Genomic DNA, 16,058 nt, shown 5'->3' with positions numbered 1-16,058 from the left:
CGAACACCGACCAACAGCCACGCCGCGGCGAGCCACGACTGGAAGAGCAGACTGCCCAGCGCCGACAGCAGGAGGAACTGCCGGTCGCCCATGTCCGCGACGCCGGCCGGAACGGTGAGCATGCCGCGGGTGAAGAGCAGCGCATTCGAGACGGGGATGGCGACGGGTCCCCAGCGGTCGAACCAGTCGTCGAACCGCGAGAGTTGGTCCTCGGAGACGCGGAACCACGACTGTTCGAGGAGGTACTCCCGGCCGGCGCGCTTGGCGATGGTGAACAGCGCGAACTGACCGATGGTGGCGCCGACGACGGCGACGCCGATGACGGCGGCGATGCCTGGGATGTCGCCCGACCCCGCGGTCAGAAGTGCGATACCCGCCGGAACCAGCGCCTCGCTGGGCGCGAAGTAGAGCAGCATCGCGCCTTCGAGGATGAGGATGAAGAACAACGCCGTGAGGCCGTACCGTTCGAGCAGTTCGGCGGCGTAGGCCGAATCCGCGACGAGAAGCAGGTAGATACCGACGGCGGCACACGCGAGCGTCAGGGCGACGACGATGTGGACGAGGTGCCGTTCGAGGAACGCCCGGGCACGTTCGAGGGCGGAGGGACGACCGTGCGACATTCAGTTCACGTTCGGCGGAGGCCGCATATAGGCATTATGACCATCGGCAGGGGTAGGCACTCGTTTCGTCACCGTCCGGGTCGGCGCTCGCCGGTAACGGACTACAATATCCCGTATCAACCCGCATAGATGGCGTAGTTGAGGACGGCGGCGAACGACACCCATGCGAGATAGGGCAGTTGGAGGGCGGCCGCCCGCCGGTCCACACGGTCGAAAGCAGCTATCATCCCGACGATGCTCAGCCAGAGGGCGACGATGACGATGAGGCCGAGGTCGGGCCGCTGGAGGCCGAAGAAGGCCGGTGTCCACACGACGTTCAGAACCATCTGGACGGCGAAGACGGCGTAGGCGACCCGAACGGGCCGGCGGTCCGAGTCCCGTCGCCAGACCAGAAACAGCGAGACGCCGAGCAGGGTGAAAAGCAGCGTCCAGACGATGGGAAAGAGGATTTCGGGCGGGAAGAACCACGGGCGGTCGATCCAGTCGGTATCCGCGCCGAAGAGGACGGCGGGGGCGGCGCCGACGAGGTTCACGCCGAGGACCATACCGACCGCGACGAGGAGGTCGCGGCGCGAGCGACCCTGTAGGAGCGTCATAGCTTATAAATAGCGCGTGGGGGCGTAGGTGTGTCGCCGGGAGCGACGGCCCTTTGAGCGATGCGCTCAGAGTGCCGAGTATGGACTTCACGGACCGCCCGCGACGGTTGCGCACCGACGGCGTGCGCCCGCTGGTCAGCGAGACGGAACTGCAGGCGTCGGACCTCATCGCGCCGGTGTTCATCGACGCGACGACCGACGAGCGCGTCGAGATCGAATCGATGCCGGGCCACGAGCGCGTCCCCGTCGACGAGAGCGTCGACCGCGTACGCGAGGTCATGGAGACGGGCGTCGAAGCGGTGATCGTCTTCGGTATCCCGGCGTCGAAAGACGAGACGGGGTCGCGTGCGTGGGCCGACGAGGGCGTCGTCCAGCGCGCGGTCCGCCGGATCACCGACGCCACCGACGCCTACGTCATCACCGACGTCTGTCTCTGTGAGTATACCGACCACGGCCACTGTGGCGTGCTGGAGGAGACGGCCGAGGAGGACCCCCGACTGACGGTCGAAAACGACGAGACGCTGGAGTTGCTCGCGAAGACGGCCGTCTCCCACGCCGAGGCCGGCGCCGACATGGTCGCGCCATCCAGCATGACCGACGGTATGGTCGGCGCGATTCGGGCGGCGCTGGACGAGGCGGACTACGAGAACCTGCCCATCATGTCCTACGCCGCCAAGTACGAGTCGGCTTTCTACGGACCCTTCCGTGATGCGGCCGACGGCGCGCCAGCCTTCGGTGACCGCCGGCATTACCAGATGGATCCCGCGAACGCGCGCGAGGCCATGCGCGAGGTGCAACTGGACGTCGAGCAGGGCGCCGACGTGCTGATGGTCAAGCCCGCGCTGCCGTATCTGGATATCGTGAGCGAGATTCGCCGGGAGTTCGACCATCCGGTGGCGGCCTACAACGTCTCCGGTGAATACGCGATGCTGCATGCGGCGGCCGAGAAGGGCTGGCTCTCGCTGGAGGAAGTCGCCCACGAGTCGCTGCTGTCCATCAAACGCGCCGGTGCCGACCTGATCCTGACGTACTTCGCCGAGGATATCGCCGAGGCCCTCTGAACGACAGGTCGTTTTTATTGCCGCCGGTTCTGCGACCGGTATAGCTGAGCCCGAGGGGGGAGGACGGACCGAACACACGCTCGGTGAGCGACGGATGGGTCGGGGCTGTCGGCGTCGTCGGTATCGCGGTCGTGGTGCTGGTCGGTGCGGCGCTTTTGACACCCGGCCAGCCCGATTGCGTGGCCTACTCGGCCGCCGGGCGACTCCGCTGTCCGTGGTACCGGACCTTCCTCCGGAACGCGGTGCTTCTCGCTGGCGTGATTACCGGCGGCCTCGTCGTTGTCGGCGTTCCGATCGGACTGCTCCGGGGACTGCTCGGCGCCCGTCGATAGGCGGCGCGCGCGACGCGAACAGGTTCCGATTCAGGTAGTTGGCAAGCTTTGCAGTTTGTGTTTGTCCAGAAATATTCCCATATGGTGGCTTTTCCTTGAACACAGGGTGACCTTATACAGATATTATCCTACCCTATATCCGACGACCGTTCACTAAGGAAGCTCAGAAATTGACAAACCTAACTCAAGGATTTATGTAGGGTGATTCGATAAGGTTCTCGCGTGAAGCAGAAGACAATCATGAAGCAAATTGGAGAAAGCATGGACGTGTATTCAGATATAAGCCGTAACGGTATCGAGGTGGAAGGATGCTAGACGTAGCGCTGCAGGTAGATCCAGCGGTCGTCGCTGAGGGGGTCAACTGGCTGTGGATTCTGGTCGTGACCTTCCTTATCTTTTTCATGCACGCCGGCTTCGCGATGCTGGAGGCCGGGCAGGTGCGCTCGAAGAACGTCGCCAACCAGCTGACCAAGAACATGCTGACGTGGTCCATCGGCGTCATCGTGTTCTTCCTTCTCGGTGCGGGGGTTTCGGGACTGGTCGGTCAGCTGACCGGTGCCGGCGAGTACGGTAGCCTGACCCAGTTCGGCGCCGGTAACTTCGGCTGGGTCAACTGGCTCTACGGCGCCGTCTTCGCGATGACGATGGCGACGATCGTCTCCGGGGCCGTCGCCGGCCGCGCGAAACTCCGCGCGTACGTGACGTACACCTTCCTCGTCGCCGCAGTCATCTACCCCGTCGTGACCGGCATGACGTGGGCCGGTGGCTTCGTGTCACAACTCGGCTTCCACGACTTCGCGGGCGGCATGATCGTCCACGGCGTTGGGGGGATCGCGGGCCTGACGGCCGCCTACATGCTCGGCGCCCGGATGGACCGGTTCGGTGAGGACGGCTCGGTCAACGTCATTCCGGGCCACTCGATGACCTTCGCGGTCCTCGGGACGCTCGTCCTCTGTTTCGGCTGGTACGGATTCAACGTCGGTACCTCCGTCAACGTCTTCGCCGTCGAAAGCGGCGAACTCGTCCTCGGGGCTGGCTGGGATATCGTCGGCCGCGTCGCGCTGAACACGACGCTCGGCATGGCGATGGGCGCACTCGGTGCCGGCGCCGTCGCCCTCGCACGCACCGGAAAGGTAGACACGCTCTACGTCGCAAACGGCATGCTCGCGGGCCTCGTCGGCGTGACGGGCACCGCCGACGTGCTCACTCCGATGGGCGGCCTCATGCTCGGCCTGCTCGCCGGCGCACAGCTGCCCATCGTCTTCGAGATCGTCGAGAAGAAACTGAAAATCGACGACGTCTGTGCAGTCTTCCCGGTCCACGGGAGCGCGGGCGCACTCGGCATCATCCTGTTCCCGCTGTGGTCGACCGGCGGCACCGCCATCGCCGGCGGCGTCGTCCCGGGCGGCATCCTCTCGGTCGAAGCCTCGATGTTCGTCCCCCAGATCCTCGGGACGGCCATCATCACGCTGTGGACGGTCCTGGCGACCGCACTCGTCTGGGGGCTCTTCAAAGCCGCCGGCCAGGCTCGCGTCTCACCCGGCCACGAGCGTGAGGGCCTCGACATCTCCGAGCACGGCACCAACACCTACCCCGAGTTCGGGAGCGGCTCGACCGGTCCCGCGGCCACCGACGGTGGCTTCGTCGAGGAGGACAACATCGTCCGCCCCGACGGCGGCGTCGCCAACGACGGTCAGATCAAGATGGTCACGGCGTTCATCCGCCCGGACAAGCTCTCGGACGTCAAGAAGGGCCTCGCCGAAGTCGGCGCACCCTCCCTGTCGGTGACCAACATCTCCGGTCGCGGCTCCCAGCCCGCCAAGACTGGTCAGTGGCGCGGCGAGGAGTACAGCGTCGACCTCCACCAGAAGGTGAAGCTCGAATGCGTCGTCGCGGACATCCCCGCGGAGGACGTCGCCGAGGCCATCCGCGATTCGGCCAAGACCGGCGAACCGGGCGACGGGAAGGTGTTCATCCTCCCGGTCGAGAACGCCTACCAGATCCGCACCGGTGAGGTCGGACCGAGCGCGGTCTAACGTGACCGACTCGCTCGACAGGCGGCTCGTCGCCACGCTCTATGCGGACGGCCGCGCCGACGTCCGGTCGCTCGCCGCCGAAACCGACACGGCCGCGACGACGGTGCAGGACCGCCTGCGGGCGCTCGAAGACGACGGCGTCATCACGGGCTATGCCGCCCGACTGGGCTACGACCGACTCGGCTACGAGACGGCCATCTTCCAGTTGGCGGTCGACCACGAGAACATCGATGCCGTGACGGCCCGGCTTCGCGAGAAGCCGGCGTTCGTCACCGTCTACGAGACGAGCGGCCACCACACCGTCGTCGCCGTCGGCAAGTTCGGCGACGAGAACGCCATTGGTAGCTGTTTGCAGGAATTGCACGCCGACGCCGCGGTTCGGGCCGTCGACGTGGTCCGCGTCGACGTGGTCAGCGAGGCGGACTGCCCGATAGCGCCCGAATAGCGACCCTCTTTTATTTCGACGCCCGCGCCGACAGCAGGGCACGCACGACGTACCCGAATCCGCCAAGCACCAGCAGGACGGCGCCCCACGCGAGAGCCGCAAAGGTCGTCGCGCCGACGGCACTCATCGGTCGGTCACCTCCGTTTCTTCGTCAGTAGGCGCCTCGACGCCCCCATCGGCGACCGGTTCGTCGAGGGACCGAATCCGCCGGTCCAGCGAATCGAGGTCGACGCCTGCGCTCCCGACGAGGGTGCCGACGAGCGTACCGGCGGCCGCGACGCCTGTCGCCCCGACGAACGAATATAAAAAGGAGGGCGCAGGGAGGGACTCGACGAGACCGGGTACGAGCGCCAGCGGCCCGCGCAACAGCGGGAAGAAGGCGATTCCGACGGCCAGCGCGGCGACGCTAGCTGCGACGGCGCCGACCCCCGAGAGGTCCCGAGTGTAGAGGCCGGCGAGGAAGGGAACGAAGACTGCCGCGGCCAGAAGGTCCGCCGTCAGGAAGAGTTCGAGGACGCTGTAGCCCTGCGAGCCGATGGCGATGGCACCCAGAGCGACGGCGACGGTCAGCCCCCGGCCGCCGAGCCAGAGGGTCCGCTGGTCCGGGTCATCGAGCAGGCGCGCGAGGTCGGCGGTCACGACGCTGGCGATGGCGTTGACCATCGTATCGGCGGAGCTCATCACGAGCAGGACGGCGAGGACGACGACGGCGAGGATCACCCACGAGGGGAAGGCCTCCTGCAACACGAGGAAGAAGGCGATGCTCGCGGTATCCGGGCCGGCGAGGCCAAGTGCCGCGGCGGCGACGCCGAAGAGACCCGACAGCAGGACCATCGGGACGACGAGGACGGCCGCTGTGCCGAACCCCGACCGGAGGGTCGCCTCGCCGTCGGCGGCGTAGACACGCTGCCAGACGCCCTGGTTCAGCATGTTCGCACCGAGGATGGCGAAGACGACGTAGACGCCGAACTCCAATCCGGGGCGGAAACCGAGGTCAAGCAGGGCGGCGTCGGCGGCGGTCGCCGAGGCGTGAATCTCGCCGGGACCGCCCAGGGCGAGCAGAGCGCCGCCGAAGCCGACCGCCAGCAGCGGGAGGATGACCAGCGTCTGGACGGTGTCGGTGACGATGCTGGCGACGAGGCCGCCGTAGACGGTGTAGACGAGGACGAACCCGCCGATGAGCAGGGAGGTAGTCCACAGCGGGACGCCCGCGACGAGCGAGAGGGCACCCGCAATGCCGGTCATCTCCGCGGCGAGGAAGACGAACATGTAGAAGACGGAGATGGCGAGGATGAAGCCGTACATCACCGGCCCGAACCGGGCGTAGGCGAATTCCGTCAGCGAGTGGCCCTCGGGCAGGAGTTTCCGAATCCGCAGACCGACCGGGATGAAAAGCAGGAACGGGATGGCGCTCCCGAGAGCGTAGCCGAGGATGGCGGGCAGCCCGCCGAAGGCCGCGCCCGCCTCGGCGGGGCTGAACAGTATCCAGACGCCCATCGACGAGGCCACCAGCGTCGCCGTGAGGGTGCCACGGTCGGCCGAGTCGCGGGCCGAGATGAAGTCCTCGATCGAGCGCACGCGCCCGCGAGCCGCGAGCAGGCCGACGGCGCTGAACGCGAGGACGACGGCGACGGTGGCGCCGAGGGCGACGGTCGTCGAGACCATCTACGCCTCCTCCTTATAAGCGGAATCGAAGAAGGCCACTTCGAGGTCGACCGTCCGGCGGAAAAGCGCCTCGACGCGGGCCTGCCGGCGCGGCGAGAGGTCGGGACCGACCGCGTCGAGTTGCTCGCGGAGCCACTCGACGAAAGCAACGAAATCGGGGACGGCGTGCAAGTCGACCCACTCGCCGTAGTAGAAAGGGAGATCAATGCCCGCACTCGGGAGGTCGACACTCGGATCGCCGTGGCGCTCAGTAGCCGTCGTCGCCCACGTCTCGTAGATCCACTCAGCAGGCACGAGAACGGCGAGCGTTTCGGCGTAGCCGCCTTCCCGGGCGGCGTGGCCGAGCAGGTCGGTGAAGGCCGCCGTCGCCTCCGTCGGCGTCGGGGCCTGCCAGCGGTCGGTTGGCACACCGAGGGCGTCGAAGGACCGCTCGAAGTAATCGTTCTCGTCATCGGTGACCGTATCGAGGAACTCGACGAACTGGCGCTTGGCGTCCATGTCGGGCGCTTGTCCGACCGCATAACCGAAGGTACCGACGAGTTCGTCGACGAAGGCGTAATCCTGCACGAGGTAGTCGGCGAAGGCATCCTCGTCGAGCGTGCCGGCGCTCAACTCCTCGACGAAGGTGTGTCCGACTGCGTTTGTCCAGGCAGGTTCGGCGCGGGCTTGAAGCCAGTCGGTAAAGCGCGGCGAGAGTCGAGCCGATGCGTAGGCTTCGTAGCTGTCCGGGACCGCCTCGGCCGCGTCGGCACCGCTCATAGTCCCCACCCCTCCAGCGTGTAGGCCATCTCCCAGAAGCGATATTCGAGTTTCGCGCTCGTGAGGAAGGCCGCCTCCATCGCGTCGTGTTCGCCGGGATAGCGGTCGCCACAGCGATCCACGAACTCCCGGCACCACGCCGTCGCTTCGCGAAACTCGTCGCTGGTGTAGGTCTCGATAAACGGGGTGTACTGGTGTTCGCCCTCGGCCAGCGAGTCCATGTGTTCGGCGACGTCGAGATACCCCTGCATGCAGGGGTACAGCGCCGCCGCGATCTCGGCGATGGAGCCCTCGTAGGCCGTTCGCAGCAGGAAGTTCGTGTAGGCGACACAGGTCGGCGCCTTCTCGGTGGTCTCCAGTTCGGCCTCGCTGATGCCGTAGTCGGCGGCGAACTCTCGGTGGAGGTCCATCTCCTCGTCGAGCACCTGATGGGCGATCCCAAGCAGGTGTGTCATCGTTTCCTCGTCGCGGGCCTTCGTCCCCGCGATAGCGAAGAGCCGGGCGTAGTCCAGCAGATACCGGTAGTCCTGCCGCACCCACGTTTCGAAGGCCGCCGAATCGAGCGTGCCGGCGGCGAGTTCGGTCACGAACGGGTGTTTTTTCTGTGCCTCCCAGACATGCTCGCCCGCGTCGAGCAGGTGGTCGCTGAACGCCATATCGTCTCGTGGTGGGTATTCGATCGTGATATAACTAACTAATATAAGCTAGTTTTATAGAGAGTCAGGTGGTCGACATTCCCTACGTCAATCCTTATGCGCCACCCGTTCGCAGTCGGTGTCGATGGCGCTGCACCTGCCGAGCGAGATCGTCGTCGAGCGGTTCCTGCCGACCGCCCGCGCCATGCTGGCGACCGAACTCCACGAGCGAGGCTTGACCCAGCAGGAGATCGCGGACCGCCTCGGCGTGACACAGGCCGCGGTGAGCAAGTACGTCAGCGGCGACCCGAACCTCGAACCCCGACTGGCCGAGGACGCCCGCATGCAGCGGACCGTCGAACGTATCGCCGAGGGGTTCACCACCGGCGAGATGGACGACTACGAGGCGCTGTCGGAACTGCTGGCGCTCGTCAGGGAGTACGAGGACCGCGGGCCCATCTGTGAACTCCACGAGGAGGCGATGCCCGAACTGCAGGGACTGGGCTGTGACCTCTGTGTCCGCGGGCAGGACGGCGCCGTGCTGGCCGAACAGCAGGTGCTCGAATCGGTCCGCAAGGCCGCCCGCATGGTCGCTGACACGCCCGCCGTCGTCGACCACATCCCCAACGTCGGGATGAACATCGGGATGGCGCTGCCCGACGCCAGCGACCCCCTCGAGGTCGCCGCGATTCCCGGCCGGATTCACGACCTGCGCGGGCGGGTCAACGTTCCCTCCAACCCCGAGTTCGGCGCCTCGGAGCACGTCGCCCGCGCGATTCTGACGGCGATGGCCGCCGACCCCACCCGCCGGGCCGCGGTCAACCTCGCGACGAGCGACGAACTGCTCGACAGCGCGAGAGAGCGTGGCGTCGAACCCCTCGAATTCGACGCCGCCTACGAGGACCGCGAGGCCCACCTCGCCGAACTGTTCGAGGAGACTGGCGGCGTCCCGCGAGTCATCTACCACGAGGGCGATTTCGGCATCGAACCTATCACCTACGTCTTCGGTGAAACGGCCGTCGATGCCGCCGAGTTCGTCGTCGAGGTGGTCGGCGAATAGCGTCGGTCGCCGTCGCGGCAAGGCTCGGAGAAGTGAATGCGGGGCCGGCCGGGCCCCGACGGAGGAACCGCAAGTGCCAGCCGAGCGGTCGTTCTGAGCGGTCGATACAGCCAGCCGCGGTTGCCCGCGACATCGTCTATACGACGTTCATGGTAAATACTTTGTTCGATACGGCAATATCTAGAACAGCTCGTAGTATTTGAACGCATCTGCCCAATTATTTTCGGATAGTTCTTTGTTTCATCCGATTTTTAATACCCGAGCCGGTGAGAGACGGCAGTCCACGAAAAGACGGTAACGCCTATCGGGTGGGCAATCGAACGTCGAGGTATGAACCACGAAGCATCTCGTTCGCTGTACGGCCGGGCGCTGTCGGTGCTGCCGGGCGGCGTCAACTCGTCGGTGCGGGCCGCCCCACAGCCGTATCCGCTCTTCGTCGAGCGGGGCGACGGTGGCCACGTCATCGACGCCGACGGCAACCGATACATCGACTGGGTGCAGGGCCTCGGCCCACTGCTGTTGGGCCACGACACCCCCGAACCGGTCCAGTCGGCCGTCCAGTCGCGGGCCGCCGAAGGACCGATGTACGGCATGCCCTCCGAGATCGAGGTCGAACACGCCGAGTTCGTCTGCCGGCACGTCCCCAGCGTCGAGATGATCCGCTTCGTCAACAGCGGCACCGAGGCGACCGTTTCGGCCTGCCGCCTCGCGCGGGCGGTCACCGAGCGGAACAAGATCGTCGTCATGCAGGGCGGCTACCACGGCGCTCAGGAGACGACGCTCGTCGAGGGCGACGCCGACCACCCAAAGCCCTCCACCGCGGGCATCCCCCAGTCCTTCGCGGAACACACCATTCCGATCCCGTTCAACGACACCGATGCCGCCCGCGAGGTCTTCGAGAAGCACGGCGACGATATCGCGGCCGTGCTGGTCGAACCCGTCCAGGCGAACATGGGTATCGTCTATCCCGAAGACGGCTATCACGAGAAGTTGCGGACGCTGACGAGCAGGCACGGCTCGCTGCTCATCTTCGACGAGGTCATCACCGGCTTCCGAATCGGCGGTCTCCAATGTGCGCAGGGGAAGTTCGACATCGACCCCGACATCACGACGTTCGGCAAGATCATCGGCGGCGGCTACCCCGTCGGCGCCATCGGCGGCAAGACCGAGTACATCGAGCAGTTCACGCCCGCCGGCGACGTCTTCCAGGCCGGTACCTTCTCCGGCCACCCCGTTACGATGGCCGCAGGACTGGAGACGCTGAAGTACTGCGCCGAACACGACGTCCACGACCACGTCAACGAACTCGGCCAGCAACTCCGGGAGGGCCTGTCGGACATCCTCGCCGATCAGGCGCCCGAGTACACCGTCGTCGGCACCGACTCCATCTTCAAGGTCGTCTTCACCCGCGGCGAGGACGGCCCACAGGACGACTGCTGTGCCAACGGCTGTCGGCAGGACCACTCCTGTAGCCGCTATGCCACCTGTCCGAAGCGCGGCACCGACGTCAAGGGGGCCGAGACCGACCGCTACGCGCGGTTGTTCCGGCCGCAGATGATCGAGGAGGGCGTCCTCGTCTCGCAGAACCAGTTCGAGTCGAACTTCGTCTCCTACGGCCACACCGAGGAGGACGTCGAGGAGACGCTAGAAGCGTACAAATCGACGCTGTGACCACGAGCAAGCGGCCCGTCGGGGAACCATCACCCCGCTGGAGCCACTGGCTCGAACGCCTGCTTTTGATATTTCCCGTCGTCGTCGGGGCCGGCGTCGTCGCAGCCCTCGCGAAAGCCCCGGTTCCCGGGATACAGCGGGCGGTCCTTCTCGGCGTCGGAGTCGCCGCCGTCACGATTCGTGTCGGGATTCCCGTCTGTCTCTTCCTGGACGCACGGGGATTCGGTGACAGCGATGTGTCATGGGCGCCGAGTCGCTATCTCTACGCCGCCGGTGCCCTGCTGGTTTCGGCGCCGCTGGTTGCACTCGTCTACCTGTATCGGCGCTACGAACACGTCCCGCCGACCGTCCGTGGGCGATACTGGTGGCTCGCGGTCGCCACCGCGGCGGTCATCGGACCACTGACCGTCCTCGTCGGCCTGTTCGGCACCGCGGCGACCGTCGGAACGGTCCTCGCCGTCGCGGCGACCGTCACCGCCGGCCTCCTGCCAGTCGGCATCCACCGGGATGCCGCCTTCGTCCGCCGGAGCCGCTACCGCTGGAACCCCAACCCAGCGCTGTATCTCGGCATCGCCTTCCTCTGTCTGCTGGTCGCGGTGCTCCAGCCACTGTTGGCACTCGGCTATCTTGGAAAACGGTATCGGGCACGTTCGACCCGTGAGTAACACGCCTCAGGCGCTGCCGTACGTTTCTTCGAGGTACTCGATGATGTCGCGGGATTCGGCCATCCCGTCGACGCCGTGTTCCTCGTCGACGATGACGGGCACGCCCGTCTGACCGCTTACCTCCTTGACCTCCTCGCGCTGGCTGTGGGCCCTCGGCACTTCGATGCTGTCGTACTCCAGCCCGAGTTCGTCCAGCTTGTTGATGACCCGTATACAGAACGGGCATCCGGGCAGTTCGTAGAGAGTGATGTTCGCCATCACCGTCGAATAGACGGGCGTCCCATAAGAGGCCGACGGTGAAATGGTAGCTGGGATAAGACAGCGAAAGCGGTATTGTGGCCGATACCGGGCAGACCGTTACGAAACCCGGTGTTTGAGGCCGCTGACGATACGCTTTCGGCGCATGACGACTTCGCCGAGGCCCCACCCGAGGGCGACGAGCAGGCCGATGACCGCCGAGAGGAACGCCCACGAGCCGATACCGACCGGGCGGAACCACGGTTCGACGTGGGCGTACGTCGAGGCGAGGGATTCGAACTGGGATTCGAGGGGCGTGTAGGACCCGAAGTCGTTGATGCCGTTGGCGACCTGATATCGGGATGCCGGGCCGACGTCGCCGCCGCCGGAGACGGTGTAGTTGCCGGTCGTCCCGTGGTCGCTCATCGTCGGGCCGTGGCTGTCGTCGGTGCCCCGTTCGGCGTTGTACGGCGCCCACGCGGCGTAGAACTCCCAGACGACCTCGCCCTGCGGGTTGATCTCGACGACGCGGTGATTGAGCGTGTCGGTCACCAGCGTGTTGCCGTTGGGGAGGCGGTCGGCATCGCGGGGCCAGTTGAAGCCGTCGACCGACCACACGAGGTCCCACTCGCAGTCTTCGGGCGGCGTCCCGGCGCCGAGGCGCGGGTCGGCGTCGCCACAGTCGCGTTCGTATTCGACGACGCGGTCGTTCTCGCTGTCGGCGACGATGATGACCGGCGTGCCGTCCTCCCGCTCGATGTAGTCGGGGTTGTGCTGTTCGTTGAGGGTGTCGTGGTCGTCGTCCTCGCCGAGTCGCATGACGATCTCGTCGGTCTCGCGGTCGATGACGATGACCTGATCGAAGTTCCGGGGAGAGGTGAGGACGTAGCGGTCCTCCTCGCCGATGGTATCGAGGTCGTTGACGTGGGTCCAGTCGGCCTTGAAGCCGCCGTCGGTGTCGTTGGGGTACTGCTCGTGGAAGACCCACTCCCACTCGGTCTCGTTGGTGTCGGTGTTCTCGATGTAGAGGCGGTCGTTGCTCGTCTGGCCGTCGTATTCGCGCATGTTGGCGACGAGGATGCGGTCCCCGGAGAGCCGGTCGACGTTGTGGGTATCCATGACGCCAGGCAGCCGGTGGGTCCAGACCACCTCCTGGGTCTCGGGGTCGAACTCGAAGACGGTCGTGCCCTCGGGGTACGTCGACGTGACGAAGAGGTTGCCGTTCTCGCGGAGGTCGACCTCGTAGAACCAGTTGACGCCGATGTCGTCCCCCTCGAAATGCGATTTCATCTCGGCGTTCTCGTCGGCAGCCACGAGGCGGGCGGGCTTTTTCGCCGCACCGTAGCCGGCGAAGTGGAACCCCTGGACGCTGACGTAGGTGGTGTTGTCAGCGGGTTGCTCGACCTCGCCGGGGCCGAGTTCGAGCGTATCGGAGCTGACATAGGAGACGGCTGCTGGAAGCAGGAGAGCAGCCACGAGAAAAGCGAGTCCCGCGCGAATCAGGGTACGCCGGGGATACTCGTCGAGGGACGGGCGGTCCATACCGTCTCTGGGTGGGGAGCGAAAGGAATGTGTTACGATTCGGCAAGGCGACCCCGAGAAGGATCAAAAAGCCGACCGGGTGCCTTAGAACGCCAGTTGACCGGCCTGCGCGGCGAAGTAGACGATGAAGTAGAGGATGAAGACGACCGCAAGCGTCCACTGGCCGAGGGAGACGTCCTCGGCCTCGCCGACGGCGGCCTTGACGAGCGGATAGCTCATGATGCCGGCCGCGAGTCCGTTCGCGATAGACGTCGTCAGCGGCATGACGGTGATCGTGAGACCCGCGGAGACGGCCCATGCGGGGTCCTGCCAGTCGATGTCGGCGACGCCCTGCAACATGATGATCCCGACGACGACCAGCGCGATGTAGGTCGCGTACTGCGGAATCGCCGAAACCAGCGGAACGACGAGCAGCGAGGCCGCAAAGAGGATGCCGACGACCAGCGCGGTGAAGCCCGTCCGGCCGCCCTCTTCGATTCCTGTGGCGGATTCGATGTACGTGGTGACCGTCGAGGTACCCATGATGGCGCCCGCGGTCGTCCCGATGGCGTCGGCCATCAGCGGCTTGTCCATCCCGGGGAGGTCACCCTCCTCGTCGAGGAAGCCACCGATCTGGGAGACGCCGATGAGCGTGCCGGCAGTATCGAAGAAGTCGACGAAGAAGAACGTGAAGACGACCAGCGCGAAGGTAAGGGGGTCCTGCGTGATGAGGCCGAGGCCATCGATGAAGCCGTAGACGAGTGGCGTGAAGTCGTACTGGACACCGAACAGCAGCGCACCGACGCCCTCGGATTCGACCTGGCTCACGGTACCGGGTTCGAGGACGCCGCGTTCGACGACGCCGGCCAGCGTGAGGGCGTAGCCCGCGATGGCCGTCGACAGGATGCCGATGACGATGGAGCCACGCACGTTACGCGCGTACAGCATCAGCGTGACGGCGAGACCGAGCAGCGAGAGGGCCGCGACGGGGCTTTCGAGGACGTTGCCCAGCGTCGCGAGGGTTGCGGGATCGCTAACGACGACCTGCATCTCCTGGAGGCCAAGGAAGAGGAGGAAGACACCGATACCGGCCCCGACCGCGAACTTGACCGGTTCCGGGAAGAGTTGGATGACGTAGGTCCGCGCGCCGACCGCCGTCAGGGCGATGAAGATGAGCCCTTCGACGAAGACGGCCGCGAGAGCGACCTGCCACGGGACGCCCAGCGTGAGGACGACGGTGAACGTGAAGAAGGCGTTCAGGCCCATCCCGGGTGCCAGTCCGAAGGGTCGTTTGGCGTACAGGGCCATCACGAGGATGGCGATGACCGACGCCAGTATCGTGACGACCGTCAGCATCTCGACGACCTGGAAGAAGTCGTAGGTCGCGCCGTTGATGGTCGTCGTCGGGACGTTGTCCCCCTCGGGGAAGCCGCCGACGATGGCCGGCGCGAGGATGTTCGGATTGACGACGATGATGTAGGCCATCGCGAGGAACGTGGTCACGCCCGCGAGGCTCTCGGTACGGAAGTCGGTGTCGTGCTCGTCGAAATCGAAGTAGTCGGCGAGCGAATCAGTAAGACCCATAATTCACGTTCGGGCATACCACAGGACGGAGACTTAAGAGTTGCCGTCTAAAATTTCCAGATATATACACGTATATGGAATGCCGCGGCGCGGCGGCGGGTGTCGAGGGGGTCAGTCCAGTTCGACGAGCGCGCCGACGGGGGCGTCGGTGTGACGCTTCGCGCGGTCGATACCCTCGTCGCCGACCGCGATGAGCGCGAAGACGCCGGCGACCTCGGTGTCGGCGGATTTCGCGATATCGAGCAGGAGTTCCTGGGTCTCGCCCGACCGGATGAGGTCGTCGACGACGAGCACCGATTCACCGGATTCGATGGCGTTGGCGGGGAGGTAGTAGTCGATCTCGATGCCCGAGGAAAGCCGTTGACGGGCCTCGATGAACTCCTCGACGGCCGTCTCGCGGGACTTCTTGGCGTAGGCACACCGGGCGCCGAAGTACCGCGCCATCGCCGCGGCCAGCGTGATGCCGTCGGTCGCGGCGGTCAACACGGCATCGGGCGGTTCGATGTCGAGTTTCTCCGCGGCGACCGGCGGGACGAGCGACAGGAACGACTGGTCGAAGACGACCTGTGAGTTATCGACGTAGCCCTCGTCGTCGACGGTGATGCGGGCGTCGAGTTCCCCGGCGAGCAGCGTCTCGCCGACCTCCTCGACGACCTCGCGGGCGCGCGCTTCACTGGGCAGGACGTGGCCGTTGACGTAGCGGTTGAGGTCGCCGGCTGGCAGGCCCGTCTCCGCAGCGAGCTCCTCGTAGGTGCGCGTCTCCTTGAGCGTCCGCAACACGTCGACGGCGCGCAACTGGAGGGCTGCCTTCTCCGAGCGGTTCATAAATAGACGCCAATCCCCGCACGTGTATGAATACTTCGGTGTGGAATTTCGAAGATATAGACACATAAATGGATATACACGGCGGGCCGCCGCGTGAATCAGCGAGCTACTGTCGGTCGGCGTCGGCCAACAGGTCCGATGCGGTCACCAGCGACTGGAGTTCGATATCGTGTTCCGCGAGGTTCTCGCGGGCACCCTCCTCGCGGTCGACGACGACCAGCACGCGGTCGACGACGGCGCCGGCATCCCGGAGGGCCTCGACGGCGTCGATGGCGCTTTGGCCCGTCGTGGCGATATCTTCGAGGACGATGACCTCCTCGCCCTCCTCGAACTCGCCTTCGATCTG

16 protein-coding genes and 1 pseudogene are annotated in these 16,058 nt (G+C 65.8%); 7 read left to right on the top strand and 10 right to left on the bottom strand.

Features of this window, described 5'->3' with window-relative positions; all coding sequences use genetic code 11:
* Positions 1 to 620 (bottom strand): DedA family protein (locus tag V5A53_RS06735; RefSeq protein WP_332312815.1); only part of this gene is annotated, 620 nt, incomplete at its 3' end.
* A 116-nt stretch (positions 621 to 736) separates the two neighbouring features.
* Complete coding sequence (locus V5A53_RS06730; RefSeq protein ID WP_332312814.1) at positions 737 to 1,216, bottom strand: TspO/MBR family protein; 480 nt, start codon at positions 1,214 to 1,216, stop codon at positions 737 to 739.
* Between the two features lie 80 nt (positions 1,217 to 1,296).
* Between V5A53_RS06730 and hemB the strand changes: the two genes are divergently transcribed.
* From hemB to V5A53_RS06710, 4 genes are all read left to right on the top strand, one after another.
* Positions 1,297 to 2,277 (top strand): porphobilinogen synthase, encoded by a 981-nt coding sequence (gene hemB, locus V5A53_RS06725; protein ID WP_332312813.1) that lies wholly within the window; start codon positions 1,297 to 1,299, stop codon positions 2,275 to 2,277.
* An 83-nt stretch (positions 2,278 to 2,360) separates the two neighbouring features.
* The gene (locus tag V5A53_RS06720) at positions 2,361 to 2,609 is read left to right on the top strand and encodes a hypothetical protein (RefSeq protein WP_332312812.1); all 249 of its coding nucleotides are present in this window, start codon (positions 2,361 to 2,363) and stop codon (positions 2,607 to 2,609) included.
* Positions 2,610 to 2,917: 308 nt separating this feature from the next.
* Positions 2,918 to 4,645, top strand: coding sequence for an ammonium transporter (locus V5A53_RS06715; protein ID WP_332312811.1), 1,728 nt, complete (start codon positions 2,918 to 2,920; stop codon positions 4,643 to 4,645).
* Position 4,646: 1 nt separating this feature from the next.
* Complete coding sequence (locus tag V5A53_RS06710; protein WP_332312810.1) at positions 4,647 to 5,090, top strand: winged helix-turn-helix transcriptional regulator; 444 nt, start codon at positions 4,647 to 4,649, stop codon at positions 5,088 to 5,090.
* A gap of 123 nt (positions 5,091 to 5,213) precedes the next feature.
* Here the strand turns inward: V5A53_RS06710 and V5A53_RS06705 are convergent, their stop codons facing one another.
* From V5A53_RS06705 to tenA, 3 genes are read right to left on the bottom strand one after another with little or no spacing between them, the layout of a single operon-like run.
* A complete protein-coding gene (locus V5A53_RS06705) occupies positions 5,214 to 6,755 on the bottom strand; it encodes a sodium:solute symporter family transporter (protein WP_332312809.1) in 1,542 nt (513 codons plus the stop codon).
* Entirely contained in the window at positions 6,756 to 7,514 is a 759-nt protein-coding gene (locus tag V5A53_RS06700) for a TenA family protein (RefSeq protein WP_332312807.1), read from the bottom strand.
* A complete protein-coding gene (gene tenA / locus V5A53_RS06695) occupies positions 7,511 to 8,170 on the bottom strand; it encodes a thiaminase II (RefSeq protein ID WP_332312806.1) in 660 nt (219 codons plus the stop codon). Before tenA ends, V5A53_RS06700 begins: the two co-directional genes overlap by 4 nt.
* A gap of 124 nt (positions 8,171 to 8,294) precedes the next feature.
* Here tenA and V5A53_RS06690 point away from each other — a divergent pair, with 124 nt between their 5' ends.
* From V5A53_RS06690 to V5A53_RS06680, 3 genes are all read left to right on the top strand, one after another.
* A complete protein-coding gene (locus V5A53_RS06690) occupies positions 8,295 to 9,209 on the top strand; it encodes a thiamine-phosphate synthase family protein (protein WP_332312805.1) in 915 nt (304 codons plus the stop codon).
* Positions 9,210 to 9,539: 330 nt separating this feature from the next.
* Positions 9,540 to 10,880: a glutamate-1-semialdehyde 2,1-aminomutase gene (gene hemL, locus V5A53_RS06685; protein ID WP_332312804.1), complete on the top strand. Its 1,341-nt coding sequence runs from the start codon at positions 9,540 to 9,542 to the stop codon at positions 10,878 to 10,880.
* Positions 10,877 to 11,545, top strand: coding sequence for a hypothetical protein (locus tag V5A53_RS06680; protein ID WP_332312803.1), 669 nt, complete (start codon positions 10,877 to 10,879; stop codon positions 11,543 to 11,545). The genes hemL and V5A53_RS06680 overlap by 4 nt, the downstream gene beginning before the upstream one ends.
* A gap of 6 nt (positions 11,546 to 11,551) precedes the next feature.
* Here the strand turns inward: V5A53_RS06680 and V5A53_RS06675 are convergent, their stop codons facing one another.
* The 5 genes and pseudogenes from V5A53_RS06675 to V5A53_RS06655 form a co-directional block, all read right to left on the bottom strand.
* A complete protein-coding gene (locus V5A53_RS06675) occupies positions 11,552 to 11,803 on the bottom strand; it encodes a glutaredoxin family protein (RefSeq protein WP_332312802.1) in 252 nt (83 codons plus the stop codon).
* Between the two features lie 99 nt (positions 11,804 to 11,902).
* Positions 11,903 to 13,324 carry an aryl-sulfate sulfotransferase gene (locus V5A53_RS06670; RefSeq protein WP_332312801.1) on the bottom strand — a complete coding sequence of 474 codons (1,422 nt, stop codon included), beginning with the start codon at positions 13,322 to 13,324 and terminating at the stop codon, positions 11,903 to 11,905.
* A gap of 84 nt (positions 13,325 to 13,408) precedes the next feature.
* Positions 13,409 to 14,887: an NCS2 family permease gene (locus V5A53_RS06665; RefSeq protein ID WP_332312800.1), complete on the bottom strand. Its 1,479-nt coding sequence runs from the start codon at positions 14,885 to 14,887 to the stop codon at positions 13,409 to 13,411.
* Positions 14,888 to 14,998: 111 nt separating this feature from the next.
* Entirely contained in the window at positions 14,999 to 15,712 is a 714-nt protein-coding gene (locus tag V5A53_RS06660) for a phosphoribosyltransferase family protein (protein WP_332312799.1), read from the bottom strand.
* Positions 15,713 to 15,818: 106 nt separating this feature from the next.
* Positions 15,819 to 16,058, bottom strand: a pseudogene (locus V5A53_RS06655) (orotate phosphoribosyltransferase); the annotation flags it as partial.

This window comes from Natronomonas sp. (assembly GCF_036625485.1).
Classification (GTDB): domain Archaea; phylum Halobacteriota; class Halobacteria; order Halobacteriales; family Haloarculaceae; genus Natronomonas.
Note: the sequence above shows the minus strand (reverse complement) of the source record. Positions and strands in the feature narration are given on the sequence as shown.